This is a genomic window from Pseudomonas sp. MHK4 (genome assembly GCF_054600775.1).
The window spans coordinates 20,481-44,844 of record NZ_BAAIAK010000010.1 but is presented as its reverse complement, the minus strand read 5'-3'; the positions used below and the strand labels follow the sequence as shown (position 1 = coordinate 44,844).

Here is a 24,364-nt window from a genome sequence, read left to right as displayed (position 1 = left end):
TTGCCGGTCGATGGGTAGTCACTGCCTGTCGATCGGGTTTTAACGCACTTATTCTCAGAGTATTTCGTTCATGTTCCCGATGACTCCCATCGCGACGGCGCTTGCCCTATGTTTTTGCGCAACTGCCCTGGCCGCGCCCACGGACAACGGCCATACACCTCGAAGTTTGCTGGCGCAGGCAAAAGGTTTGCCGAGCGAGTTCGAAGAACATTTCTTTGATGTTCCGCTGGCGGTGCGCGTGGAACTTGACCACCAATTTCTCGGTGAGGCAATGGTCGTGTTATCACGCGACGATCGCATCACCCTCGTTGACTTCGCTGATATCAGCGACAGTACGATCAAACCCAGTGAGCGCGACACCTGGTCGAACTACCTCAAACAAGGTGTAGCGCTGGGCGGTTGCCAGGCCAATTGCCCGCAGCAACTGATGGCGGTGCACTACAGCCTGGAAAACTCACTGGTTTCAATCCTCACCGAAAACGCCGAGCGCGACGACCAGCAGCAGCGTTACTACAGCCTGCCCGAAGGCGGCAGTACCGGCCTGATCGTGCGCAACCAGTTGAACCTCAACGGTGGCCAGAATCAGGACCTGGGTGGGCGTTATGGCCTTGAGGCCAGCAGCAGCCTGGGCAACTGGACCCAAGCGGTCAACATTCAACTGTCTCGACTGGGTGGCCTGGATAACCAGCTATATCACTCGGTGAACGAGTTCTTCACCCAGCGCGAACTGGAAGGCAGTTTTCTACGTTTGGGTTTGTTCACGCCCTCGTCGGAGGGCTTGACCCGACAACCGCGTACGTTCGGCACCAGTCCCGACACTGCATTGGGCGTCATGTATGGCAGTTCCGACAGTCTTGCCATCAATAACCCGAAAGCGGCGGTTTATCCGATCTATGTCACCGCCAATCGCCAAGGCTCGGTGGAAATCTACCGCGACGGTTTGCTGATCAATACCCAGGCGATGCCAGCCGGCTTGCAGACCCTCGATACCCGCCCGCTACCGGGTGGCATCTATGAAGTGGAAGTGCGCCTGATCGAAGACGGCCAGATCACTTCCAGCACACAGGAGCTGGTCTACAAACCGAGCAACTGGCGCGATCACGAAGAACGCTGGCGCTACAACCTGTTTGCCGGCCGCGAGAGCAAAGTGCTGAGCAACTGGGACGAGCAGGACGACGGAGACATGACCGCGGGTGCGGCGTTCAACTATCTGCTGCACCCACGTGTCATCCTCGGGTTGAGCGGACGCCAGGTGCGCGATTCCTTCCAGTACGGCACCTCGATCGACTGGGCGATCGTCAACAATGCCAGTCTCTTTGCCAACATCTACCAGACTGAAGACTACGGCACCGGCCTGGATGTGCAGGGGCTGTACTCCTACGGCAGCGGCAGTATCGTTGCCAGTCATAACCGCAGCTGGCTCGATACCACCCGGCTCTACGACACACTGCCCGATGGCACACGGGTGCGACAACGCAACGTGTTTGTCGGCCAGACCAGCAACTCGTCTCTGTCGGTGAACCATCGGCTGAGCAGCAAAAGCTCGGTCAATGCTCGTGTGTCCCACAGTGAAGGCAACACCGAAGGCACCGGCGTGGATCTGGGCTGGACCCAGCGCACCCGACTGTTTGGCAGCGATGCCAACTGGCGGCTGTCACTGTTCGACCGACCCGGCAGTTTCAGCTCGGGTGACGACCGCAACCGTGGCATCGACCTGAGCGTCAACATTGCCTTGGGCGGCCCGGGAGAGCAGATCTCCGGCAGTATCGGCACCCGCACGGCCCGTGATGGCGGCCGGGACAACAACGCGTCGGTCACCTACCGCAAAGACCTGCAGGATCACCTGCTGCAAAGTGTCTCGGCCACGGCGATCACCGACACCTATGGCGTCGGCTTGAATGCCATGGCCACGATGCAATCGGACCTGGTCCATGGCGACGGATTCATCCAGCGCTCCTCTTTCAACAACGACCTCACCGGTGGCTTGAACCTGGACAGTACCGTGGCTGTCGGCGCGAACAAGGTGGTCATGACCAGCCAGTACCACCGCAACGGTGCCGGGATGATCATCGATGTGGAGTCCGACATCGACGGCATCGCACTGCGCGCCGACGATTTGAGCGGCGGCAGCGCGGTCCTCAGGCCAGGGCGCAATTTCGTGCCGATCACCGCCTACAAGAGCAGCTCAGTGAGTTTCGATTTCGAGGGCAATCATGTGCCCGCCGCGACCATCCAGCCGGCCCGTTCCAGTTATCACTTGAACAAGGGCGGCGTGGGTTACCGCAAGGTGCAGGTGATGAAAACCGTCACCGTACTGGGTCGCCTGGTCGACCCGCAGGGCAACCCGCTCAAGGGCCATCACATCATCAACCACGCCAGCCGCGGTGTAAGTGAAGTCGACGGCTTCTTCTCCATGGAAATGAACGCCGGCTCGCCGACCCTGGAAGTGCGCCATGGCAACCAGTTGCTGTGCCAGTTCCGCCTGGACCCGAGCAATGGGCGCACTGAAAACGACGTGCTGATGATCGGCGACTTGCGCTGTACGCCGGACACCTTGGCGGATGCGGCTAAAAAGATTGAGAGCGCAGGTTAAAAAATGAAGAGTGGCGAAATACTAAAAGGGCTGTCGGTTGCCATCCTGTCCGCTTTATTGGTGTCAGCTGTTGTTGCCGATGAAGTCGAGATTCTCGCAGAGTTTGTACCTGATCCATCGAACCCGGGGGCGAACAGATTCATCAATAAAACGCCGCCCAGTGGTTACTGCGCGATCTATCCCACGGTATGTGCCCAACAAAATATATTCAGCATTGAAACTAACATTATTGCTGCAGCCAATGCGCCCATTCGCGCCAATCATGGTTTGCGCCAGGGGCCGATGTTTCAAATACCGTCGCATTGGACTGAAGTACAAGTTGTTCATGCAGAGGGAGATTCGGAAACCCTGCAGTATCGGGTGAGGAGTATCGGTGGCAACTATCGTTTGGATCGGCCTGTGCAGGAACTGATCGGGCAACCCGAAGGGAACAATAGCAAGGCTCTCGGTATGTTATGGGGCGGGGTGGGAAATAACGCTCCTCTGGCCACCTGGATGTATCCGCCCCGTCCTTGTACCAGAACAACCAATGCGTTCAGTTTAAATAGCTACGGAGAAAATTTCTACTGGAACATTCCTGCGGGCCAGGTCTGCAGCAAAACTGCAGCCTTCGATATTCCTGATTTCTCTTATACGAAATTCGACATCATGTATGAATTGGCCACGCCAAACCCGTTGAATATGAAATCGGGAACTTATACCGGGCGTTTACCATATGGCGTTGGTCCGGGGCTGGCCTTCGACTTGGGAGACGTCATGGTCCCCAGTGAAAGTGAACTCGCATTCAACTTCACGCTCACCGTGAATCATATTTTCAAAGTTGAAATTCCACCGGGTGGAAATAAAGTGTCCTTGTCGCCTGAAGGGGGGTGGCAGAGTTGGTTGAATCAAGGTCGCAGACCGACACGCTTGTTTCGTGATCAAACCTTCAATATCTGGTCTTCGACGGCGTTCAAGATGCAAATGGAATGTGAACATTACGCTGCCAATAGCACCTGCGCCTTACAGGATGATAAGAACAATCAAGTGCCGGTGCAGGTCTCGGTGAGTTTGCCTCATGGGCTAGGCGACACGTCCGGGCAAGCGGTGAGTCGTCGCCCATTACGAGTGGATGGTGTCGGTACTGAACGTTTCGAACCAACGCTATACATCGATCGTAAACCCGGAACCTTGCACTTTGAAGTGGATAAAGCTGCAGTGGCTGAAATGTTGCGAGGAGGAGCCCGTCAATATACCGGTGGAATCACGGTTGTTTGGGATTCACAAATTTGATTTGTAATTTTTACAGTTTGGTTCGGCTTCGCCATATGGTCTATTAATGAATGAGGTTCGCAATGATTAAACGTCTGTTGATACTGGGTGCTTATTTGTTTTCTAACATGGTCTACGCCACGCCGAGCATCAACATCGGCACTGTCTACGACTATCTGGACGCGGACAAAAGTACCTACCTGAAGCGGGTCTTCAATGGCGGCGACAGCACGGCGTTCGTCAAGGTCAACATTCTTGAAATCCTCTTCGCCGCGGATGGCACTGCCCAGGAAGTGCCGCTCAAGACCCAGGCCGACGGCACCGCCCGAGACGGCCTGATGGCCAGTCCCGCACGGCTGATCGTGCCGGCCAACGGCATGCAGGGCACTCGGTTGTTGTACATGGGCGAACGTGAGCGCGAGCGCTACTTCCGCGTACGGTTCGTGCCGGTGGTCCCGGAGAAAGAGGACGAGTTTGCGGTCTCCAGCGAAGAGCGCGATGAGTACAAGAAAACCCTTTCCGCCGGGGTCAACGTGCTGGCCGGTTACGGCGCGGTATTTTTCGTGCGGCCCAAGGACGCGCGTTTCGACAGCGTGATCGACAACGCGGCTGGTAATTATCGCATTCGCAACAACGGCAACACCGTGGTGGTGATCGATGAGTTCAAGGATTGCTCGATCAAGAACGAGCAAGACTGTCAGCCCACCACCAAACATCACATCCTCGCAGGTCGCACTTTTGAGTTCGAAAAACAGGCCGGTCGCGAATACCACTTCACGCTGGTGGAAGGTGAAAAAAGTAAAAAACTCGATGTGAAGGGCTGACCCATGTTCAAGAAACTGACCCTTGGCCTGCTGTCATTGGTGGCGTTGTCGCTAAGCCCTGCGGTGTTTGCCGCCAGGGAAGAACATCGGTTCGACGTGTTCGTGACCATACCGACCCAGGCGTTTTACGTCATTCCCTCCGACCCGGACTGGATTCACCGCGAGCAGCAGCTGCCGTGGAACCTGGCGTCATCGACGCTGGGCGGCTTGCGCAAGTATTTCGACGTGAAGAACGCGGCGGGCTCGATCGAAGCCCGGCTTGAAGGCCGGCCTTATCTGTCCAATGGGACCGATGGTCATCACATTGATTTGCGCGTGCTGTTCAACGGGCAGTTGTTGAATGAACGGGAAAACAGCGAAGTGATTTCCATGGCCGAGGCGGCTTTGGGCAAGCGTGTGTTGTTGGAAATCAACCCGGTGCCGCCTGCCGATGGCGTTTACAAACCCGGCAGTTATTTTGGCAGCGTCAACATGATCTTCAATGCCGTGCTGCCGGGCGCTTGAGTGATAAAGGATGGAATTCAAGAAATGAATAGAACTTCGAGCCTTTTTGTTTGGATCATCATGATTTTCGGAGGTATTCCACCTGTGATGAGTGCCTCCATGGATATCAAGGCGATATTTCGGCCGGACCCATCCAAACCCATGGATAACAAGTTCATCAATCAAACTCCTGTTACCGGGCATTGCCAATTACAACCGGCATTCTGCAATGATAGAGGTCTGTTTTCTCTGCTGATGCCGATCGATTTCGTATCCGTGGCCCCGATCGAACCTCGGCACCCGGATTCACGCAAAGGTGCGATGTTTCGAGTGCCTGCTCAGTGGCAGATACTTCGTGTCAGGAATACCGAAACTCAGGAATATTCGGACCTGGAAGTGCGCATAGCATCTATTGGAGGCCGTTATCTCCTTCCTGATACCGCTGAAAACCTTGTGGGTGAAGGAGAACCCACCACCGTTCAGGGGTGGCACACACGCTTATGGGGTGACTGGACATGGTCTCCGCCAGCTCCCTGCCAAGCGACAGGAGGCATGTATACCGCGCCTGCCAGTCGTACCTTTTTCTGGATGACACCGACTGTGAGTGAATGCGCGGCAACCGCCAATTATCGTATTTCGAATCTGAGCTACGACACGATGCAGATCGGCTATGAGCTGCGTACCCCTGACCCGTTGAACATGTCTTCGGGCCTGTATACCGGCAACTTGACCTATACCGTTGGTCCCGGGATGGACTTCGATATGGGCGACATCATGGTGCCCAGCAGTTCTTCCCTGACCTTGAATTTCGAACTGGATGTTCATCACATCCTTAAGGTTGATATCCCCCCGGGTGGCAATCGTGTGGAACTGGTGCCTCAGGGTGGCTGGCAGTCATGGCTGACGCACGGGCGCAAGCCGACCCGCCTGTTCCGCGACCAAACCTTCAATATCTCCGCCAGTTCACGTTTCAAAATGCAGCTCGAATGCCAATACACCCAGGATGGACAAAATTGTTCATTAAGAGAGCCTGTGAGCGGTCACATCGTTCCTGTGAATGTCAGCGTCAGCCTTCCCCATGGCTTGAGCGATGCCAGTGGGCAACCCGTCAGTCGCCAGCCGCTACGGCTGGATGGCAGTGGCACGCAGCTGTTTCAACCGGGCATCTATGTGGATCGCAAACCGGGAACGCTGCACTTCGAAGTGCCAGCCTCCGAAGTCGCCGGGATGATCCATACGGGCCAACAACGACAGTATGCGGGTAGTGCGACGGTGATCTGGGATTCGGAGGTTTAGTGGTTTTGCCCAAGGAGGGGTAGTTCATGATGTGAGGCCATGTGGCTGGGTATTGTTGAATTTAAGGGGCTTAGGGATGAAGCGCGCTCAAGCGTTCCAACGATACAGGAGCCGCCGTATAACAGCGGCGTTTTTACTTACAGCCTGGTTGTCATCAGCCTGGGCAGAGGAGGTGTCGATACAGGCCTCGTTCAAGCCGGATTCGGCTAATCCTCAGCGCAATAAATTTACCAATGACACCCCGTCCAGTGGTTACTGCGCACAACACCCTGAGGAATGCGTGGGCAACGAAATGTTCAGTCTGCAGGTGCCGATCCAGTTCGATTCCAGCGGTCCGATCATGGCCAATCACACGGACCCGCGCCAAGGCGCGTGGATCAAGGTCCCGGCACAGTGGCGAGAGTTGACCGTACTCCATGAAACCACGGGTGAACCGGAAATTGTAAAGGTCCGCATTGCTGGCATGGGTTCCAGGGTTGTGACGGACGATGTGATCGGTCTGGTGGGCGGCGGGGACGATTATCGGCTCGCGCACAATCAACTGTGGGGCAGCAGTTGGGTTTACGCACCGGTCCCTTGTATTTACAGCGGCGTCGGCTACTTCTCGGCACGTACATACGCATTTTTCTGGAAAACCCCGACAGAAAGCTCATGCGTAAAGCAGGCACAATTTAATGTGCCATGGATGCAATTTCAGTATCTCGACTTTGCCTACGAACTCGTGACCCCTAATCCATTGGGTATGTCGTCAGGAAAATATGTCGGTAATTTGACCTATTCCCTCGGGCCGGGGATGGACTTCGACATGGGCGACATCATGCAGCCCAGCAGTCCGACCCTGACCTTGAACTTCTCTCTGAACGTCCAGCACACCCTCAAGGTGGATATACCCCCGGGGGGCAACCAAGTGGAACTGGTGCCGCAAGGTGGCTGGCAGTCGTGGCTGACGCAAGGGCGCAAACCAACACGGCTGTTCCGCGATCAGACCTTCAATATCTCGGCGTCATCGCGCTTCAAGATGATTTTGCAGTGCGAAATAGAAGGACTGTTCGATTGCCAGATTCGTGATCGCAATACCGGGCGCAACGCAGTGGTGAACACCAGTGTCAGCTTACCCAATGGCTTGACGGACCTAGCTGGACAACCGGTCAATCGTGTCCCGCTGCAAGTAGGCCAGGCATACGCGAAAGAATTCAAGCCCGGCTTTTACGTAGATCGGAAACCGGGTGTCCTGCATTTCGAAATTTCACCCTATTACGTGAATCGCATGCTGCAACCCGGTGTTGCGGCCCACTATGCCGGGAGTATTACCGTGATCTGGGATTCGGAAGTGTGATGAGTAAACGCGCCGATTTTGTCAACGCCGGACCACCTCCACAGGCAGGCACGCAGTGTTACTGCCGGGTTGCAGGTACGACGTCAGGATCGGCGCCATGCCCTTGAGTACCTGCACCGGCAGCGCCGAGGTGAAGGTGAAGTTTTCCGCCGAGCGCCCCGGCACGAATGCGGTCAGCGTACCGAAATGGTGATCGCCGATGTAGAACACGAAAGTGGCCGTGCGATTGAGCGACTTGGAGCTGAGAATTCGCCCGCCGGAGCCAATGGCTTCGATACGGTTGTCGCCGGTCCCGGTCTTGCCGCCCATAGCCAGCGGCTTGCCATCCGGCGTGGTGAAACTGCCGGACACACGCCTGGCCGTACCGGCGTCCACCACCTGCGACAAGGCTTCGCGCATGGCCGTGGCGACTTCGGACGGCATCACCCGTTTACCGACGTCCGGGTCGTTGATCAATTTGGTTTCGTACGGTGTATTCGCCGCAAAGTGCAGGCTGTCGATACGTAGCGTCGGCATGCGTACGCCGTCGTTGAGGATGGTGCCGATCAGCTCCGCCAAAGCCGCCGGACGGTCACCGGAACTGCCGATGGCGGTGGCCAGCGACGGCACCAGGTGGTCGAACGGATAGCCGACTTGCTGCCAGCGCTGGTGAATGTCGAGGAACGCTTCGATTTCCAGGGTGGTGCGAATACGGTTGTCACGGGCGCCCTTGTGACGGCTCTTGAACAGCCAGCTGTAGACTTCCTGGCGTTCGAACTGGCTGGCTTTGACGATGTCCTTGAACGTGGCGTCCGGGTGGGTCAGCAAGTAACTCATCATCCACAGGTCCAACGGGTGGACCTTGGCAATGAAGCCCTGGTCAGGCAAGTCGTAGGTACCGGGCCCATAGGCGAGGTACAGGCGTTCGAGGCGTTCGTCGGTGAGTTTCTCCTTGTCGGTGGACTTTTCGCCGGTGAGGTGCGAACGCACAAAAGTGTTGAAGCTTTGCTGACTGGCGTGCGGCAACAGGTAACGGTGCACGGCGGCCAGGCGGATGGGGGTCGGGCGCATGCTGTCGAGGAAGGTCTCGAGCCGCTCCTGGGTGTCCTTGTTCTTGTATTTCTTCCAGAACTTGAGCAGGAACGACGTGCCTTCGCGGTCGGCGAACGAGGCCAGGTACTCCTGGCGCCGAGGGTCACGGTCGTCCTTGAGCAATTCGGCCCTGTTGTTGGGGCCCGAATAAGTGGTGTAGCGCACCAGGTCGCGCATCAGGCGGATGAACGGCAGGTTGATCGACTCACGCAGGGCATCGCGCAGGGTCGGGTTACGTCCGTTGTCTTCCTTGCGGAAGTTATGAAACACATGCAAACCGCCACCGGTGAAAAACGCTTCGCCGGGGCTGGCGGAGTACTTGCGATCCAGCGCGGCACCGAGCATGGGTTGCAGGCTGCGGTCCTTGTTCTGGATCAGGTAATCGACGACCCACCGGCTCAGGCGATCCTGCTCCGGCACCTCGACTTTCTTCAGGTCCGGGACGCTCATCTCGGCATATTTGTCGTGAAGCTCGGCAATGATTTGCAGATAAGTGGTCAGCACGCGCATTTTTGCGGTGGAGCCCAGTTCCAGTTTGCTGCCTTCGTTGATATCGAACGGCTGGTCGGTGCTGTCGGTCTGTACCCGCACCCGCGAGCCATCCGGTGTCAGCTCGAACAGCGTGAAGCTGTAGCGCACCTGGGTGGTGCTGGTGGGGGTCAGCAAGCGCTCGCCCATCAAGCCGATTTCCGCGGCATAGGCCGGGTCGGCCAGGCGTTTGAGGTAGGCGGTGGCCTGGGTTTGCAGGTCGCCTTGCAGCGTGCTGGTGGCCGAGAGGTCGAGCCGGTCGAGATCGTACAGCGGACGGTTGAGCAGCCCGGCCAGGCGGCTGCGTGCCACGCTGATGCCCTTGTTGGTGACGATCGGTTGAATGGTCGGTTGGGTAGCCCAGTCGCGATACGTCACTTTGCTGGCCAATGCTGCGGCGGCAAAGGGCGCATCGATCACGCCATTTTGTGCCAGCAGGCGAATGTGGCTGTCGGTGAGCTCGCCCAGTTCATCGCGACCCTTGGTCAGGTAATGGGAAGGGCGGCGCTGGGCGATCATCAAGGACAGCATCTCACGCAGGGCCAGGCCCTTTTCCGCCAGGCTTTTAGCATCCGTGGCGTCGCTCGCCAGGGTCTCGTTGGCGGTGTTGAAGTCGGCGCCGTACCACACGCGCAAACCCTCCGCCATGCCATGCACTTCACCATGGCCCGGCACCGCCGACAGCGGCACGCTATTGAGGTAGTCACGCACCACGTTCTGCCGGGCGATGAGCGTTTGCGGCCCGTCCTGATAGGCGCGCACGGTGGCGGAAATCATTTGGCGAATTTTTTCCCCGCCGGACACGGTCAACCCGTCCGGTGAGTGCCGATACTTCTCGAGTTGCGTTGCCAGGGTACTGCCGCCCGCCGATTGACCGGGCAGGTGCAGCATCTTGGCGACCTGGGTATATGCCGCCATGCCAAATCGCGGCCAGTCCACAGCCGGGTTGGCGAGGGGCTGACGCGGGTCGAGCAAGAAGCGGTTTTCGATGAATAGCAGGCTATTGACCACCACCGGCGGGATCGCCTCGAAGCTGGAATAGAGCTGTTGTGGATACTTGTACTGGTACAAGGGGTTGGCGCGGCAATCGGTGATCGACAATCCCGCCTGGATTTTCTCCGCATAGGGCACGAACAAGCCTTTTTCCGTGTAGTCCATCAGTGCCGGGGAAAACCGGGTCTGCGCGGAAATGACGTAATCACGCTTGAGCAAGCGTGGCAGGAACTCGCCCAGCGAGCTGTAACCCAGGCGCAGGTCGAACGGGCCAGCGCCAGGGTAGCGAATGGCGTCGGTGGGACCGGGTTTGAGTTCATAGCTCAGGGTTTTGGCAAACTTGCTGGCTTCCCGGGCTTGAAACCTCGATGTGCGCATCTCCTTGGACGCCGCCAGGCCCAGGACAATCGCAATGATCACCAGTAACAGCCAGAACGCTTTCCAGCCGTGCTTGATGCGACTGCGAGGAGGTTTTTCAGGTGTTGGCGCTTCATCCACAGGTTCAGTCTGGACCACGGTTTTACTCGAATCGGTTTGTTCTAAAGCGCCCATAGTCGATTGATCCATTCACGCAGATTGATCGGACTTGTTTGAAGCTTAGTCGGTGGTTGGCGTTGGTGAAAAAATTGTGAGGATCGTACGAGCCAGGTGTGCCGGCGAAGGTACCCGAAAGATCGACGCAAGGCTCAAGGACGCCTTCTCCGGCGACCCTGGCTCCCACATGGAAACATGACGACGCACCAATACCGTGCAATACTCGCCGCCGTTTCAAAAGCGAAAAATCCTACAAAGCCCAGATAATTCATCTCCGTGAACAGCGCTTTTACCGAGATTTACGCCTGATTTTTGTGGTTTATAGAGTGAAAATCTCTGTCGCGAGCTTTTTATACTGCACCCCCCGCTGATCGCGCAGGTTTTGCCCTGCAAGACGGTTCTGCCCATGAAGCAGGATCGGTTACGGGAGGCGATGGCTTATCGGTCAGCGCTTCGCCACTCGGTGGATATATCCAATAACAAGACGAGGTTGTACCCATGCCCGTAGGCAATCAGTTGCCCCACGGCGAGACCGCTCAAGGCGGCCCGCTCAAACGCGAACTCGGCGAACGGCACATTCGCTTGATGGCGCTCGGTGCCTGTATCGGCGTCGGCCTGTTCCTGGGTTCGGCCAAAGCCATTGAAATGGCTGGCCCGGCCATCATGCTGTCCTACATCATCGGCGGCCTGGCCATCCTGGTGATCATGCGCGCGCTCGGTGAAATGGCCGTGCACAACCCGGTCGCCGGCTCGTTCAGCCGTTACGCCCAGGACTACCTCGGCCCATTGGCGGGTTTCCTGACCGGTTGGAACTACTGGTTCCTGTGGCTGGTGACCTGTGTCGCGGAAATCACTGCCGTGGCTGTGTACATGGGCGTGTGGTTCCCCGATGTGCCGCGCTGGATCTGGGCGCTGGCGGCATTGGTCAGCATGGGCTCGATCAACTTGATCGCGGTAAAAGCCTTCGGTGAGTTCGAATTCTGGTTCGCCTTGATCAAGATCGTCACCATCATTGCGATGGTATTCGGTGGTATCGGCGTCATCGCCTTCGGTTTCGGCAACGACGGTGTGGCCTTGGGGATTTCCAACCTCTGGACCCACGGTGGTTTCATGCCAAACGGCGTGCAGGGCGTGTTGATGTCCCTGCAAATGGTCATGTTCGCCTATCTCGGCGTGGAGATGATCGGCCTGACCGCCGGTGAAGCGAAAAACCCGCAGAAGACCATTCCCAGCGCCATCGGCTCGGTGTTCTGGCGGATTCTACTGTTCTACGTCGGCGCGCTGTTCGTGATCCTGTCGATCTATCCGTGGAACGAAATCGGCACCCAGGGCAGCCCGTTCGTGATGACCTTCGAGCGTCTGGGCATCAAGACCGCCGCCGGCATCATCAACTTCGTGGTGATCACTGCCGCACTGTCGTCCTGCAACGGCGGCATCTTCAGCACCGGGCGCATGCTCTACAGCCTGGCGCAGAACGGCCAGGCCCCGGCCGGTTTCGCCAAGACCTCGAGCAACGGCGTGCCGCGTCGCGCCTTGCTGCTGTCGATAGGAGCCCTGCTGCTGGGCGTACTGCTCAACTACCTGGTGCCTGAGAAGGTGTTTGTCTGGGTGACGGCGATTGCCACCTTCGGCGCGATCTGGACCTGGGTGATGATCCTGCTGGCCCAGCTCAAATTCCGCAAAGGCCTGAGCGCCAGCGAGCGTGCTGGCCTCAAGTACCGCATGTGGTTGTTCCCGATCAGCTCTTATTTGGCGCTGGCATTCCTGGTGTTGGTGGTCGGCCTGATGGCGTACTTCCCGGACACCCGCGTGGCGCTGTATGTGGGACCTGCGTTCCTGGTGCTGCTGACGGTGCTGTTCTACGTGTTCAAGCTGCAACCGACCAATGCAACGCAAGGTGCGGTGAGTTCGGCTTCGTAAGTCCTGACACCTGAAATGCAAAAGCCCCGGTCAAATGATCGGGGCTTTTTTCATTCTGTAGGAGCCGGCTTGCCGGCGAATTGGGCGATGAGGGGGGGCAGGTACGGCGCCTTCGCTGGCAAGCCAGCTCCTACAAGGCGGTGACCGCTGGGGCCGGTCGATTCAAGCGCTTGTTGAATTCCAGCCATACGCCCAACAAGGCCATCAGACCTGCGCCGCCCAGCGCCGTGAAGACCTGCATGGCGAACGCGTCGCCTGTCAGCGCATTGAGCATGTCCGCCAGGGGCGCCAGCAATACACCCAGGCAGAAGATCTCCAGGGAAAAACGCCCCATGCGACAGCTTTGCTGTGCCAGCCAGTTTTGCGTCCAGCCGGTATCGGGAAGCAATTTCGCGGTGACGTAGGCCAGCGCCAGGAAGTGCAGCAGGCGTACCGGCGACAGGTTGGTCTTGCTGATCGGGTACAGCAGATTGCTCAGGCTTGCAGGCATCAGGGCGTCGTGGATCTGCGGCCAGCGCCAGGCGACCGTCAGCACCGCGGCGAGTACCGCATACACCGCCGCCGTCATGAACAACGGCTGGCGCACCAGTGGCCGGGTGTCGGGCAAACGTGGGCGTTGAGCATGAATCGCCGCAGCACCGCCGAGGACGAACAGCAGTTGCCAGGCGACAGGGTTGAAATACCAGACGCCATCCTTGATCGCGGCCAGGTTCCAGCCAAACAACGGCACGGTCATGTACAGAGCAAAGGACACCGCCACCACCGGCCAGACCTTGCGCACCAGTATCGGCAGCACCAGCGGCAAGCCTGCCAGCAGCACAATGTACAGCGGCAGCGGGTCCATCAGGTTCGGTTTGAAACGCAACAGCAGTTCATCGATCAAGGCCTGCTGAGGGTCGCTGATGAAATGGTGCATGCCCATTTCTTCCACCAGGTCGCGGGTTTCCACGTGGCTGTTGGCGAAGAACACAATGCCCATCAGCATCGCCAGCAGGAAGATGTGCACCACATAGAGCACCCAGGCGCGGCGCAGGATTTTCACCCAGGCGATCAGCAAACCCTCCCGCGCGAGGACTTTGCCGTAGGCCAGGACGGCCGCGTACCCGGCCAGGAACACGAAGACTTCGGCGGCATCGCTGAAGCCGAAGTTGCGCAGGGTGATTTGACCCAAAGGGTTGTGGGGCACGTGATCCCAGAAAATGAAGATCAGTGCCAGGCCGCGAAAAAAATCGATCCGATGATCGCGCGCTAACGTCATGACGGCAGGCTCGTAAATAAACAGGTGTTGAACAAAGGATTGGCCGAAGGCGCAAAAAGTTGCTTGCCACCTATTGGCGGCGCGCAGGGTGGACTGATTCGCCGGCAATTGCAAAGGCGGGATATTTCGTAATGTCTCCTGACGTTGGCGCAGACCCTGACCGCTGGTCTGAAAGGTCGCCATACCTGCGATTTCTGACAGTAGAGAAGCTCAAATACCTGTGTAGGCAGCGTTCTATCGCAGGAGCGTCAAGTGAGACTTTCATACAAGGGCTTGTCCAGCTACTGCGTGATTGGCGTCGCCAATACGCTGATTCACTGGCAGATCTTTTTTCTCTTGAGCGTGGCTTTTGGCTTGACGCAAGCGGCCAGCAACCTGGCAGCCTTTTGCGTAGCGGCCTCGTTTTCCTTTTATATGAACGCGCTCTACACCTTTGATGCCAAGGCGTCATTCGGCGGTTACCTGTTGTTCATGCTGGCAATGGGGGCGCTCAGCCTGGGCGTCGGCCATGTCGGTGATGTCTGGCGGTTGCATGGCTTGCTGACCGTGGTGCTGTTTTCTGCGTTGAGCCTGGTGTTTGGCTTCCTCTTTTCCAAGTACGTGGTGTTCCGTGAGCGTGACGTATGAAGGTTTCGCTTATCGTCCCGGTGTTCAACGAAGAGCAGGCGATCGATCTGTTTTACCAGGCGGTACGACGTGAGTTGAAACTCGACGGGACCGAAGTCGAGATCGTGTTCATCAATGACGGCAGCACCGATGGCACGGCCGAACGGGCGTCGGCCCTGGCGCAGGTGGACGAACTGGTCGTGCTGATCAATTTTTCGCGCAATTTCGGCAAGGAACCGGCGCTGTTTGCCGGCCTGGAGTATGCCAGCGGCGACGCGGTGATCCCGATGGACGTCGACCTGCAGGACCCGATCAGCGTCATCCCGTTGTTGATCGAGCAATGGCAAAAAGGCGCGGACGTGGTGCTGGCCAAGCGCCGCGACCGCACCGCCGATGGTTACCTGAAACGCCACAGCGCAGCACTGTTCTATCACCTGTTGAATCGAATTTCCTACACCCGGATCGAAGAAAACGTCGGGGATTTCCGCCTGATGGACCGCAAGGTAGTGGATGTGATTCGGGCCTTGCCCGAGCATCAGTTGTTCATGAAGGGCGTGCTGTCCTGGGCCGGCTTCAACACCGTGGTGGTGGAGTACGAACGAGCCAGGCGGGTGGTGGGGGACAGCAAGTTCAATGGCTGGAAACTGTGGAACCTGGCGTTGGAGGGTGTGACCTCGTTCAGCACGGTGCCGCTGCGTTTATGGACGTACGTCGGTGGGTTTGTGTCGATCTTCGCCGGGTTCTATGCGGTGTACATGGTGCTGGACAAGATTTTCTTCGGTAACAGCGTGCCCGGCTACCCTTCGATGATGACCGCTATTCTGTTTCTCGGCGGCGTGCAACTGATCGGCATTGGCATCCTCGGTGAGTATGTCGGGCGGATCTACATCGAAGCCAAGCACCGGCCGCGCTATGTGGTCAAGGACATCATCGGCGGCAAAGACAGGCGCAAACCCTAGCATGAGCAGGTTCGGCGATTTTTTCACCAAGGAACTCACGCGGCGCCAGGCCTGGCTGTTTTTTCTGCTGGCGACCCTGGTGTATGTCCTGCCGCTGATCCTCGCGGATTATCCCTACATCGATGACAACTGGCGCTCGCTGTCGGCCGGTATGGCCTGGGCCAAGGAAGGGCGCCTGTTCGCCGAGTTGTTCTATAACGCGCTGACCTTCAGTAGTGGCGCGCCGAACATCTTTCCTCTGCCGTTATTGATCGCCACACTGGCCATGTCCTGGGCGTTGACCAGCCTGACTTTTCATCACTTTTGCCAACCGACCATTGGCTGTTGCCTGGTGCTGTTGCCGCTCTGGTACAACCCGTTCTTCCTGCAGAGCTTGACCTACCAGTACGATGGCCCGGTCATGAGCTTGAGTGTGGTGGCGGTGATCTACGCCATCACCTTTCGTCACCCTTCGCGCAGCCTGCAATGGCTGGTGCCGTCCTTCCTGATTGCGCTGGCGTTGGGCCTGTACCAAATCAGCATCAATGTGTTTCTTGGCCTGTGCTGTCTTGAAGTACTGAGGGCGGTCAATGACAAAGTGGCCTGGACGCGCTGGGGCGCTTTGATCGGCTGGAGAATTGCCCAGCTGTTTCTCGGTTGGCTGATTTACCTTGTCAGTGCCTACCCCTTCATGGGGCAGGGTCGCACGGTGTTGCTGGACTGGGCAGCGCAACCTTTGTTGCAGATCCACATCAACATCGCACGGGTACTGGAAAAAGTCGTGTTGTTGTTCCATGGCGGATTTGCCTGGGTGGCGGCCGGGCTGTTGCTCTGAGCCATTGCCGGTGCCCTGTGTTTGGGATTGAAGGTGATCGAGCGCAAGGACAGCGGGCCGAAGAAACTGCTGATCGGCCTGCTGTGTTTGCTGACGGTGCCGGTTGTGGTGCTATTGGTGTCCGGTGTCGCGCTGTTCTTCCGCGACTTCAACGAAGGTGCCAGGACCTTGATGGGGTTCGCGGTGTTGCTGGTGCTGCTGTTCTATTTGAGCCATCTGGCGCTGGTCACGCTACACGAGCGATTGCCGCTGTTGCTGCTGGTGCCGCTGCTGGCCATGTTGTCATTGTCGTTCGCCTATGGCCGGGTCCTGACGATGCAGAAAGCCTTCGCCAGCAGTGCGCTGACCAGTCTCGAACGCGACATCGCCAGCCATCAACCCTTGCGGGTCGCCAAGCGCATCTACATGTCGGTGACCTATTCCGATCATTGGCTATTGGCGGCCTCGGGCTCGTTCAAGCAGATGCCGGTGCTGCATTATCTGCTGAACGTCGACTTCTTCATGCTGGCTGAAAACCTGCCCAAGGTTGGCATCACCAACGTGGTGGCGGAGAAGGAGCGACGCAACGCGACGCGGGTGGGTTATCAAGGTTACTCGCCGTTGGTGGAGAGTCAGTTCTACCGGATCTACCTGATGGGCGATTACGGTTTTATCGTGATGAAAGAACCGGCTCCGATCAAATCACTTCATTGGTGAAGCGCAGTGTCGGAGCCGTACAGGTCAGGCCGCAGCCTCTTCATTGGGCTCGAAACTGTCTGCCCGCGCCATCTGCCACATCCGCGAATAAAACTCGCCATTCACTTCCCCGGTGAGCAACTCCCCCGGCTTGAGGAACACATGCAACTGTGAGAACAACTTGATCTCGGTGGCCGACATGCGCCGCACCAGGTGCTTGGCCGACAGCTGCGATGGGTGCTCCAGTCCGGCGGCGGCGAGCATCTCGGCCAGGCCCTTGAGGGTGTTGCGGTGGAAGTTGTAGACGCGTTGGGCCTTGTCCGGCACCACCAGCGCACGCTGGCGCAGGGTGTCCTGGGTGGCGACGCCCGTCGGGCATTTGTTGGTGTGGCAACTTTGCGACTGGATACAACCGATGGCGAACATGAAACCGCGCGCCGAGTTGGCCCAGTCGGCGCCGATGGCCAGCACGCTGGCGATATCGAACGCACTGACGATCTTGCCGCTGGCGCCGAGCTTGATCTTGTCCCGCAGGTTCAGGCCGACCAGGGTGTTGTGCACGAACAGCAAGCCCTCGCGCATTGGCACGCCGATGTGGTCGGTGAACTCCACGGGCGCGGCGCCGGTGCCACCTTCCTTGCCGTCGACCACAATGAAGTCCGGGAGAATGCCGGTTTCCAGCATGGCCTTGGCGATGCCCATGAATTCCCACGGGTGACCCAGGCAAAACTTGAAGCCTACCGGTTTGCCGCCGGACAGCTCGCGCAATTGCTGGATGAAATGCATCATCTCGATCGGCGTGGAAAACGCACTGTGGCGTGACGGCGAGATGCAGTCTTCGCCCATCTGGATGCCGCGGGTATCGGCGATCTCGCGGGTGACCTTGTGCTTGGGCAGGATCCCGCCGTGACCGGGTTTGGCGCCCTGGCTCATCTTGATTTCAATCATCCGCACCTGGGGCGTTCGGGCCTGCGCGGCGAAACGCTCCGGGTCGAAGCGGCCATCAGGGGTACGACAGCCGAAGTAGCCGCTGCCCAGTTCCCAGGTCAGGTCGCCACCGTGTTCGCGGTGATAGGGGCTGATGCTGCCTTCGCCGGTGTCATGGGCGAAGTTGCCGAGCTTGGCGCCCTGGTTCAACGCGCGGATGGCGTTGGCGCTGAGCGAGCCGAAGCTCATGGCGGAAATGTTGAACACCGACGCGCAATACGGCTGGGTGCACTGCGGGCCGCCGACGGTGACGCGGAAACCGCTGGGGTCGCTCAAGGGCGCCGGGCGCATCGAGTGGCCGATGAACTCGAAACCCGACTGGTAGACGTCGATCAAGGTACCGAACGGTTTGTCGGCGCTTTCATTCTTGGCCCGGGAGTAGACCAGCGAGCGCTGGGCCCTGGAAAAGGGCAGGGCGTCGCTGTCGGATTCGAGCAGGTATTGGCGGATTTCCGGGCGAATGGCTTCGACCAGGTAACGAATATTGCCCAGGATCGGGTAATTGCGGCGCACCGCGTGGGGGCTTTGCAACAGATCGAACAGGCCGATCAGGCTGAGCACACCGGTGACGGCAGTGAAAGGCCAGAGCCAGTCGTGTTGGAGGAAGGGCAGGCTGGCGAGGGTGAAGATCACGCAGGCGGCAAAGAAGGCGTAGCGGCTCAGGAGTGACAGGCTCATACGGTTTCCTTGGGTTCGGACTATATCAATGACCTGTAGGAGCGAGCGCTGCTCGCGATGGTCGTTAACGATTACGCGTGTTGTCTGGATGTCCGCGTTGCCTTGACGTTTTTCGCGAGCGAGCTCGCTCCTACCTTGCTGCGCATACTGGCGCACACACCGCGAGGGGGCAACCTTGCGGCGCTCCAGCCCTTTGCCCACGAGCCGCGGACATGTGATCCTTGCCGCCTTTATGTCAAAGGCCTTTTTCATGTCGACGCTTGCTACCCAACCCTGCGGACTTATCCACATTGCCGCCGCCCTGTTGATCGGCCCCGACGGCCGAACCCTGCTGGTGCGCAAGCGCGGCACCCAGGCGTTCATGCAACCGGGTGGCAAGATCGAGGCCCATGAACAGCCTGCCCACGCACTGGCCCGTGAGCTGGAAGAAGAGTTGGGCCTGGTCATCGATCCGACACACGCCACGTTCCTCGGCCAGTTCTCGGCCCCCGCCGTCAATGAGCCGGGTTTTGTCGTGCAGGCCGAACTGTTTCTGCTGACCATCGACGCGGACGTGACCCCCGCCGCCGAGATCGAAGAGGTGATCTGGATTGACCCGGCCAGCGATGCTGGTGTCGTTCTGGCGCCATTGACACGGGACCTGATCCTGCCGTTTTATCGAGCTTCGCTGACCGCCATCGCCTGATCATTCACGCAAGGGACTTCGCCCATGATCCCCCTTCAAGACCTGCTGATTTTCGCCGCTGCCGCGTTGTTGATGGTGCTGACACCGGGGCCGAACATGATCTACCTGATCTCCCGTTCGATCTGCCAGGGACGCAAGGCCGGGGTCACCTCGTTGCTCGGCGTCGTCGCGGGTTTCTTCGTGCATCTGTTCGCCGCCGCCGCCGGTTTGACCGCGGTGTTCCTGGCGGTACCGATGGCCTATGAAGTGTTGAAGTGGGCCGGCGCGCTGTACCTGTTGTGGCTGGCCTGGCAGGCGGTCAAGCCGGGTGCGCGTTCGCCGTTCGAAGCGCAGCAGCTGCCACCGGACTCGTCGCGAAAGCTGATTACCATGGGTTTTCTCACCAGCGCCCTGAACCCGAAGATTGCGGTGTTCTACCTGTCGGTGTTCCCGCAATTCATCAGTCCCGAGCACGGTTCGGTGTTCACTCAAAGTATCGTGCTGGGCCTGACCCAGATCAGCGTCAGTTTCTGCGTGAACCTGATGATCGCCCTGTTCGCGGCGGGCATCGCATCATGGTTTGTCAGCAATCCGACCTGGCTGGCGATACAGCGTTATTTCATGGGCTTCGTCTTGTCGGCGCTGGCGTTGCGCTTGATGCTCGAGCAAAAACGGATGGCCTGAACATGTGGATTCAGCGACTGGATGCCAGCCATGCACTGGACTATCGGACGATGACGCTCGAGGCCTACGACCGACACCCGCATGCGTTCACCTCCAGCGTGCGCGAGCGCGCAGCGATGCCCTTGAGCTGGTGGGAGTCGCGCCTGACCGGCAAGCTGGATGTGGTGCTCGGTGCCTTCGACGAGGGCCGGTTGGCGGGCATCGCCGGGCTGGCTCTCGAGCCCCGGGAAAAGGCCCGGCACAAGGCGACGCTGTTTGGCATGTACGTGTCCGCCGACGTGCGCCAGCGCGGGCTCGGCCTGCAACTGGTGCAGGCGGTACTGGCGCAGGCGCGGACTCATCAACATCTGCGGCTGATCAAATTGACCGTCACCGCCGGCAACGATGCCGCGTTCAACCTCTATCGACGCTGCGGCTTCGTCCAGTTTGGCCTGGAACCGATGGCGGTGCGGGTGGGGGAGGATTACTTCGACAAGATCCACATGTGCCGCGAACTCTGACATCCACGCCCCCCTGTAGGAGCGAGCCTGCTCGCGAAAAACCTCAGAGCGCCGCGGGGCGTCAGGTTTCCAGCGTTATCGTTGGCGACCATCGCGAGCAGGCTCGCTCCTACAGGTCAGAGGTGTTTCAACGAACGGCGCTTACCCCGTCCAACGTCGAAAATGACGTGTCCTTGGCCGTCAGCAAAAAGTCCCTCATATACGGCGCATCGAGCATATCGGCCCGAATCGCCGCATACAGCGTCGCAAACAAGCCTTTCTCGCCCAGGCGCTTGGCCTTCACGTAGCCCCGTGAACTGTATTCGTGCAGCGCCCAATGGGGCATGCCGCACACGCCGCGACCGCTGGCCACCAGCTGCATCATCATCACCGTCAGTTCCGAGGTGCGGACCTGCGCCGGTTCGACGTCGGCCGGTTCCAGGAAGCGCGTGAAGATATCCAGTCGGTCACGTTCCACCGGGTAGGTGATCAGGGTCTCGCTGAGCAAGTCCTGCGGGACGATGTAGGCCTTGCTGGCCAGGCGGTGCTGGTTCGCCACCGCCAGCATCGCCTCATAGGTAAACAACGGCACATAGGTGATCCCTACCAGGTCCACCGGGTCGGACGTCACCACCAGGTCCAGGTCGCCACGGGCCAGGGCGGGCAGGGGGGCGAAGGAGAAGCCCGACGCCAGGTCCAGCTCGACTTCCGGCCAGGCATCGCGGAACTGGTCGATGGTCGGCATCAGCCATTGGAAGCAACTGTGACATTCGATGGCCATGTGCAAGCGCCCGGCAGTGCCACCGGCCAGCCGCGCGATGTCGCGCTCGGCGCCGCGCAACAGCGGCAAGGTGGCATCAGCCAGTTGCAGCAGGCGCAAACCGGCGCTGGTGAAGCGCACCGGCTTGGTCTTGCGCACGAACAACGGCATCCCCATGCGTTCCTCAAGCTCCTTGAACTGATGGGACAGCGCCGACTGGGTGAGGTGCAGGCGGTCGGCCGCATCCACCAGGCTATCGGCTTCGCGCAAGGCGTGCAGGGTCTTCAGGTGACGGATTTCAAGCACCGGGGGGGCTCCATGAGGAAAACTTGTGATCAACACGAAAAGGTTGAGTTTGTCTCATGATGCCTTGGCTGTCGACAATAGCGCCATCTTTTACAGGAGCAATTCGACATGGCCGTAGCCCACACCCTTGGTTTTCCCCGCATCGGTGCCGACCGCGAACTGAAAAAAGCCCTCGAATCCTACTGGAAGGGCGACCTCGACCAGCCGTCGCTGCACAGCGTCGGTCGCCAGTTACGCGCCACCCACTGGCAATTGCAGAAAGACGCCGGCATCGACTTGCTGCCGGTCGGAGACTTCGCCTGGTACGACCAGGTACTCACCCATTCCCTGGCGTTTGGCGTGATCCCCGAGCGCTTCGACGACACCAGGGACGAGCGCGGCCTGCCGACCCTCGACACGTTGTTTGCCATGGCGCGTGGCGCCACCGTGAGTTGCTGTGGCAGCGAGCACGGCCAGGCGCAATACGCCCAGGAGTTGACCAAGTGGTTCGACACCAACTATCACTACCTCGTCCCGGAATTCACCGCTGACCAGCAATTCAAGCTGAGCTGGGAACAGCTGTTCAACGAGATCGACGAAGCCAAGGCCCTGGGGCACACCGTCAAGCCCGTCATCATCGGCCCGCTGACCTACCTGTGGCTGGGCAAGGTCAAAGGCGACGCCTTCGACAAACTCGACCTGTTGGAACGCCTGCTGCCGGTCTACAACGAAATCCTCGTGCGCCTCGCTGCCCAAGGGGTGGAGTGGGTACAGATCGATGAGCCGATCCTGACCCTCGACCTGCCGCAAGCATGGAAAAACGCCTTTGAACGGGCCTACCACATCCTGCAGTACTCGCCGCTGAAAAAACTGCTGGCCACCTACTTCAGCGGCCTGCAGGACAACCTCGGCCTGGCCGTCGGCCTGCCGGTGCAAGGTTTGCACATCGACGCGGTGCGCGCGCCGGATCAACTGCTGCACGTGCTCGATCGCCTGCCGACCTACAAGATTCTCTCGGTGGGGCTGGTCAACGGCCGCAACGTCTGGCGTTGCGAACTGGAGCCGGTGCTGGCACAACTGCAATTTGCCCAGGAACGCTTTGGCGACAACCTGTGGGTCAGCAGCTCCTGCTCGCTGCTGCACAGCCCGGTGGACCTGGAGCGCGAAGACAAACTCGATCCGGAGCTGAAAAGCTGGCTGGCGTTTGCGGTGCAAAAGTGTGGGGAGATCGCCGTATTGCGCGACGCCCTGAACGATCCGCAGGCGCCCAAGGTGCAAGCGGCGCTGGCCGAAAGCCGTGCCATAACCGCCAGCCGCGCCGAGTCGCCGCGCATCCATAAAGCCCAGGTGCAAGCCCGCATCAACGCCATCGGTGCGGCGGACAGCCAGCGCCATTCGCCGTTTGCCCAACGCATCGAGCAACAGCGTGCACGGTTGAAACTGCCGGCGTTCCCGACCACCACCATCGGCTCGTTCCCGCAGACCGCATCGATTCGCCTGGCGCGTCAGGCCTTCAAGCAAGGCAAGCTGTCGGCCAACGACTATACCGACGCCATGCACCACGAAATTCGCCACGCCGTGCAAATCCAGGAACGCCTGGGCCTGGACGTGCTGGTGCACGGTGAAGCCGAACGCAATGACATGGTCGAGTACTTTGCCGAGCAGCTGGATGGCTACCTGTTCACCCGTTTCGGTTGGGTACAGAGCTACGGTTCGCGCTGCGTGAAACCGGCGATCATCTACGGCGACCTGAGTCGTCCCAAGGCCATGACGGTCGACTGGATCACCTATGCGCAGCGCCAGACTGACAAGGTCATGAAAGGCATGCTCACCGGTCCCGTGACCATGCTGATGTGGTCCTTCCCACGCGAAGACGTGTCGCGCAAAGTGCAGGCGCAGCAACTGGCCCTGGCCCTGCGCGACGAAGTGCTGGACCTGGAAGCCGCCGGCATCAAGATCGTGCAGATCGACGAAGCCGCGTTCCGCGAAGGCCTGCCACTGCGCCGGGCGCAATGGCAGGAATACCTGGACTGGGCGGTGGAGGCGTTCCGCTTGAGCGCCAGCGGTGTGCGTGATGAAACGCAGATCCACACCCACATGTGCTACAGCGAGTTCAACGATGTGATCGAGGCCATCGCCGCAATGGATGCCGACGTGATCACCATTGAAACCTCGCGTTCGGACATGGAACTGCTGGAAGCCTTCGAAGCATTCGATTACCCGAACGACATCGGTCCCGGTGTCTACGACATCCACTCGCCACGGGTGCCGGATACCGCGCATATGGTCAAGTTGATCAGCAAAGCCGCGCAGCGCATTCCCGCCGGGCGGTTATGGGTCAACCCTGATTGCGGATTGAAAACCCGGGCGTGGCCGGAGACGGAGGCGGCGTTGGTGAACATGGTCGCGGCGGCAAGACAGCTGCGCAGCCAGCTGGCTTGAGGGGCCCGCAACGGGAGCGGTTTGACCGCTCCCATCCTGCGTTTCAGCCCTGATCGAAATGTCTGAGCGCTGCTGATTTCTTGCCGATATCAGCGTAAGGCAGGCTGGCGTCATCGGCGTGGGTCAAGGCGCGATGTTCGGGCAGCTTCAGATGCGCTTTCGGTTGGCGAGGGCGCGGGGAGTGTCGGCAGCAGTCTTTGGGTCATGGTGACGGGGCTCTTCCTAGGGGAGCGGCGGGTCCACT

General features: G+C 59.1%; 17 protein-coding genes and 2 pseudogenes. 14 read left to right on the top strand and 5 right to left on the bottom strand.

All coding sequences use genetic code 11. The features are described 5' to 3' along the window. Positions 1 to 70 precede the first annotated feature (70 nt). From ACYP2Q_RS22790 to ACYP2Q_RS22765, 6 genes are all read left to right on the top strand, one after another. Positions 71 to 2,593, top strand: coding sequence for a CS1-pili formation C-terminal domain-containing protein (locus tag ACYP2Q_RS22790; RefSeq protein ID WP_459732577.1), 2,523 nt, complete (start codon positions 71 to 73; stop codon positions 2,591 to 2,593). A gap of 3 nt (positions 2,594 to 2,596) precedes the next feature. After that, entirely contained in the window at positions 2,597 to 3,865 is a 1,269-nt protein-coding gene (locus ACYP2Q_RS22785; RefSeq protein ID WP_459732576.1) for a hypothetical protein, read from the top strand. Positions 3,866 to 3,927: 62 nt separating this feature from the next. After that, positions 3,928 to 4,668, top strand: coding sequence for a molecular chaperone (locus ACYP2Q_RS22780; RefSeq protein WP_459732575.1), 741 nt, complete (start codon positions 3,928 to 3,930; stop codon positions 4,666 to 4,668). A gap of 3 nt (positions 4,669 to 4,671) precedes the next feature. After that, the gene (locus ACYP2Q_RS22775; protein WP_459732574.1) at positions 4,672 to 5,172 is read left to right on the top strand and encodes a CS1 type fimbrial major subunit; all 501 of its coding nucleotides are present in this window, start codon (positions 4,672 to 4,674) and stop codon (positions 5,170 to 5,172) included. 24 nt (positions 5,173 to 5,196) lie between these two features. Next, positions 5,197 to 6,447, top strand: a complete 1,251-nt coding sequence (locus tag ACYP2Q_RS22770; protein ID WP_459732573.1) for a hypothetical protein — start codon at positions 5,197 to 5,199, stop codon at positions 6,445 to 6,447. Between the two features lie 76 nt (positions 6,448 to 6,523). Further along, complete coding sequence (locus ACYP2Q_RS22765; RefSeq protein WP_459732572.1) at positions 6,524 to 7,783, top strand: hypothetical protein; 1,260 nt, start codon at positions 6,524 to 6,526, stop codon at positions 7,781 to 7,783. 21 nt (positions 7,784 to 7,804) lie between these two features. On the opposite strand, the gene ACYP2Q_RS22760 is transcribed toward ACYP2Q_RS22765, so the two are convergent. Further along, positions 7,805 to 10,927, bottom strand: a complete 3,123-nt coding sequence (locus tag ACYP2Q_RS22760; protein WP_459732571.1) for a transglycosylase domain-containing protein — start codon at positions 10,925 to 10,927, stop codon at positions 7,805 to 7,807. Positions 10,928 to 11,407: 480 nt separating this feature from the next. Between ACYP2Q_RS22760 and ACYP2Q_RS22755 the strand changes: the two genes are divergently transcribed. Continuing rightward, the gene (locus tag ACYP2Q_RS22755; RefSeq protein ID WP_459732570.1) at positions 11,408 to 12,829 is read left to right on the top strand and encodes an amino acid permease; all 1,422 of its coding nucleotides are present in this window, start codon (positions 11,408 to 11,410) and stop codon (positions 12,827 to 12,829) included. 130 nt (positions 12,830 to 12,959) lie between these two features. Here the strand turns inward: ACYP2Q_RS22755 and ACYP2Q_RS22750 are convergent, their stop codons facing one another. After that, complete coding sequence (locus tag ACYP2Q_RS22750; protein ID WP_459732569.1) at positions 12,960 to 14,087, bottom strand: OpgC family protein; 1,128 nt, start codon at positions 14,085 to 14,087, stop codon at positions 12,960 to 12,962. Positions 14,088 to 14,339: 252 nt separating this feature from the next. On the opposite strand from ACYP2Q_RS22750, the gene ACYP2Q_RS22745 reads away from it, so the two are divergent. The 3 genes and pseudogenes from ACYP2Q_RS22745 to ACYP2Q_RS22735 all read left to right on the top strand — a co-directional run bounded on the left by ACYP2Q_RS22745 (position 14,340) and on the right by ACYP2Q_RS22735 (position 17,162). Next, complete coding sequence (locus ACYP2Q_RS22745) at positions 14,340 to 14,714, top strand: GtrA family protein (RefSeq protein ID WP_459732568.1); 375 nt, start codon at positions 14,340 to 14,342, stop codon at positions 14,712 to 14,714. Next, on the top strand, positions 14,711 to 15,652 hold the full coding sequence (locus ACYP2Q_RS22740) for a glycosyltransferase family 2 protein (RefSeq protein WP_459732567.1): 942 nt from the start codon (positions 14,711 to 14,713) through the stop codon (positions 15,650 to 15,652). The genes ACYP2Q_RS22745 and ACYP2Q_RS22740 overlap by 4 nt, the downstream gene beginning before the upstream one ends. A gap of 1 nt (position 15,653) precedes the next feature. Continuing rightward, positions 15,654 to 17,162 (top strand): annotated as a pseudogene (locus ACYP2Q_RS22735) (glucosyltransferase domain-containing protein). A 24-nt stretch (positions 17,163 to 17,186) separates the two neighbouring features. On the opposite strand, the gene ACYP2Q_RS22730 reads toward ACYP2Q_RS22735, so the two are convergent. Continuing rightward, entirely contained in the window at positions 17,187 to 18,806 is a 1,620-nt protein-coding gene (locus ACYP2Q_RS22730; RefSeq protein WP_459732566.1) for an FMN-binding glutamate synthase family protein, read from the bottom strand. A 250-nt stretch (positions 18,807 to 19,056) separates the two neighbouring features. Here ACYP2Q_RS22730 and ACYP2Q_RS22725 point away from each other — a divergent pair, with 250 nt between their 5' ends. Genes ACYP2Q_RS22725 through ACYP2Q_RS22715 form a run of 3 tightly spaced genes read left to right on the top strand, consistent with a single transcriptional unit; the run spans position 19,057 to position 20,654 of the window. Next, positions 19,057 to 19,491, top strand: coding sequence for an NUDIX hydrolase (locus tag ACYP2Q_RS22725; protein ID WP_459732565.1), 435 nt, complete (start codon positions 19,057 to 19,059; stop codon positions 19,489 to 19,491). A 24-nt stretch (positions 19,492 to 19,515) separates the two neighbouring features. Next, the gene (locus tag ACYP2Q_RS22720) at positions 19,516 to 20,154 is read left to right on the top strand and encodes a LysE family translocator (protein ID WP_459732564.1); all 639 of its coding nucleotides are present in this window, start codon (positions 19,516 to 19,518) and stop codon (positions 20,152 to 20,154) included. A gap of 2 nt (positions 20,155 to 20,156) precedes the next feature. Further along, positions 20,157 to 20,654: an N-acetyltransferase family protein gene (locus tag ACYP2Q_RS22715; protein ID WP_459732563.1), complete on the top strand. Its 498-nt coding sequence runs from the start codon at positions 20,157 to 20,159 to the stop codon at positions 20,652 to 20,654. A gap of 14 nt (positions 20,655 to 20,668) precedes the next feature. Here ACYP2Q_RS22715 and ACYP2Q_RS22710 read toward each other — a convergent pair. Both ACYP2Q_RS22710 and metR read right to left on the bottom strand, forming a co-directional pair. Beyond that, positions 20,669 to 20,746 (bottom strand): annotated as a pseudogene (locus tag ACYP2Q_RS22710) (outer membrane lipoprotein carrier protein LolA); the annotation flags it as partial. Positions 20,747 to 20,781: 35 nt separating this feature from the next. Beyond that, positions 20,782 to 21,699 (bottom strand): transcriptional regulator MetR, encoded by a 918-nt coding sequence (gene metR / locus ACYP2Q_RS22705; RefSeq protein WP_459732562.1) that lies wholly within the window; start codon positions 21,697 to 21,699, stop codon positions 20,782 to 20,784. Positions 21,700 to 21,807: 108 nt separating this feature from the next. Between metR and metE the strand changes: the two genes are divergently transcribed. Next, positions 21,808 to 24,120: a 5-methyltetrahydropteroyltriglutamate--homocysteine S-methyltransferase gene (gene metE, locus ACYP2Q_RS22700; RefSeq protein ID WP_459732561.1), complete on the top strand. Its 2,313-nt coding sequence runs from the start codon at positions 21,808 to 21,810 to the stop codon at positions 24,118 to 24,120. Positions 24,121 to 24,364: the final 244 nt, after the last annotated feature.

Excerpts from the sequence above, each read along its gene's own strand:
- ACYP2Q_RS22790 (WP_459732577.1), top strand. The coding sequence starts at position 71 with ATGTTCCCGATGACTCCCATCGCGACGGCGCTTGCCCTATGTTTTTGC.
- ACYP2Q_RS22785 (WP_459732576.1), top strand. The coding sequence starts at position 2,597 with ATGAAGAGTGGCGAAATACTAAAAGGGCTGTCGGTTGCCATCCTGTCC.
- ACYP2Q_RS22780 (WP_459732575.1), top strand. The coding sequence starts at position 3,928 with ATGATTAAACGTCTGTTGATACTGGGTGCTTATTTGTTTTCTAACATG.
- ACYP2Q_RS22775 (WP_459732574.1), top strand. The coding sequence starts at position 4,672 with ATGTTCAAGAAACTGACCCTTGGCCTGCTGTCATTGGTGGCGTTGTCG.
- ACYP2Q_RS22770 (WP_459732573.1), top strand. The coding sequence starts at position 5,197 with ATGAATAGAACTTCGAGCCTTTTTGTTTGGATCATCATGATTTTCGGA.
- ACYP2Q_RS22765 (WP_459732572.1), top strand. The coding sequence starts at position 6,524 with ATGAAGCGCGCTCAAGCGTTCCAACGATACAGGAGCCGCCGTATAACA.
- ACYP2Q_RS22760 (WP_459732571.1), bottom strand. The coding sequence starts at position 10,927 with ATGGGCGCTTTAGAACAAACCGATTCGAGTAAAACCGTGGTCCAGACT.
- ACYP2Q_RS22755 (WP_459732570.1), top strand. The coding sequence starts at position 11,408 with ATGCCCGTAGGCAATCAGTTGCCCCACGGCGAGACCGCTCAAGGCGGC.
- ACYP2Q_RS22750 (WP_459732569.1), bottom strand. The coding sequence starts at position 14,087 with ATGACGTTAGCGCGCGATCATCGGATCGATTTTTTTCGCGGCCTGGCA.
- ACYP2Q_RS22740 (WP_459732567.1), top strand. The coding sequence starts at position 14,711 with ATGAAGGTTTCGCTTATCGTCCCGGTGTTCAACGAAGAGCAGGCGATC.
- ACYP2Q_RS22730 (WP_459732566.1), bottom strand. The coding sequence starts at position 18,806 with ATGAGCCTGTCACTCCTGAGCCGCTACGCCTTCTTTGCCGCCTGCGTG.
- ACYP2Q_RS22725 (WP_459732565.1), top strand. The coding sequence starts at position 19,057 with ATGTCGACGCTTGCTACCCAACCCTGCGGACTTATCCACATTGCCGCC.
- ACYP2Q_RS22720 (WP_459732564.1), top strand. The coding sequence starts at position 19,516 with ATGATCCCCCTTCAAGACCTGCTGATTTTCGCCGCTGCCGCGTTGTTG.
- ACYP2Q_RS22715 (WP_459732563.1), top strand. The coding sequence starts at position 20,157 with ATGTGGATTCAGCGACTGGATGCCAGCCATGCACTGGACTATCGGACG.
- metE (WP_459732561.1), top strand. The coding sequence starts at position 21,808 with ATGGCCGTAGCCCACACCCTTGGTTTTCCCCGCATCGGTGCCGACCGC.